The organism is Gilliamella sp. B2717 (assembly GCF_026536675.1).
GTDB classification, from domain to species: domain Bacteria; phylum Pseudomonadota; class Gammaproteobacteria; order Enterobacterales; family Orbaceae; genus Gilliamella; species Gilliamella apicola_I.
The window spans coordinates 260-1,341 of sequence record NZ_JAFNNQ010000024.1 but is presented as its reverse complement, the minus strand read 5'-3'; the positions used below and the strand labels follow the sequence as shown (position 1 = coordinate 1,341).

The window sequence follows — 1,082 nt, the reverse complement described above, 5'->3', positions numbered from 1 at the left end:
CTTTTTAGCTTCGTGTATACGTAATAATTGATTTTCAGGAATGGTTGAAGGGTAAATTGTAAAATCCATAATTAAATTTTCCGGTTGATTAAGTTCATGGTTTCGTTTTTTTGAATTATCACTGCTTAAATATATAAGACCAATACCGATAATAAAACCCAAAATAATGACAAAAATGGGTAATTTTTTCCGTATTGATTTATTTTTTTTAGCTGGATGCTTCATTAAAGATACTCCAAATCATTTTGATTAAACACATCTACTTCAACAATACGTTCTTCTAGTTCTCCTTTATTAAAAACTCGGCAAGGTAGTATTTGATTTTTCGGTGCAAGTTTTTTTATTTCTTCATAAATGGGATAGATAGCATTCATTACCTGTTCTTGTTCAATCATTCTATTTTTATACTCCTTCATTCTAGCTAACGTCTTTCGATGTGTTTTACCAGTGAATAAAGCATACCCCCATAAGGCACAAGAAGTAATATACAGAAGTACACTATTTAACTTTCTTTCTGGTCGATATTTATAAGAAGCGCTATCTAGTGAAGGGGTGGGCGCCGGAATCATTCCTTGACTTGAAGTAGCAACTAAAATATTATTACACTCGTCAACATTGGCTGCAAAATTAGCATAAGTCACTTGTCCTAAACAACGAGTTTCTTGTTGCTTTGAAATGACATTAGCTAAACACTTTTGTGCATTTCTTTGTGTTTCTTCTTCAAGATCTTCATAAGCACCACCCCGACAGGAATGTAATACCATAATGCCTTCATTTGGATGCCAAGGTAAACGTTCCATATTGTCTTCTTTTTTAAAATAGATATCATTTCCGTCACCTTTTAAATTAAGTTTATCAGGTCCACCATGACCAAAATAATGAACTTGCCACAATGCATATTTATAAGCCGTTTCTGAGTTAGTTAATTCATTATATAGTTTTGTCCATTCAGCTTTAAATTCATTTGGATAAAGAAATCCTTTAATAATTCTTACTTCAGAATCTGGATATTTTTTTAATAGCCTCAACCGTTTATGTTTTGCTGCTTTTTCAAAGTCCGATGCGCCAGTGCCACCATAAGC

At 32.6% G+C, this 1,082-nt stretch carries 2 protein-coding genes; both read right to left on the bottom strand.

What is annotated here, in order from left to right; all coding sequences use genetic code 11:
* Positions 1–225: hypothetical protein (locus J3U35_RS04855; protein ID WP_267359889.1), on the bottom strand; the 225-nt coding region annotated here is incomplete at its 3' end.
* Positions 225–1,082, bottom strand: an 858-nt coding sequence (locus J3U35_RS04850; protein WP_267359887.1) for a hypothetical protein, incomplete at its 5' end; no start/stop codon positions are given. The genes J3U35_RS04855 and J3U35_RS04850, both read right to left, overlap by 1 nt.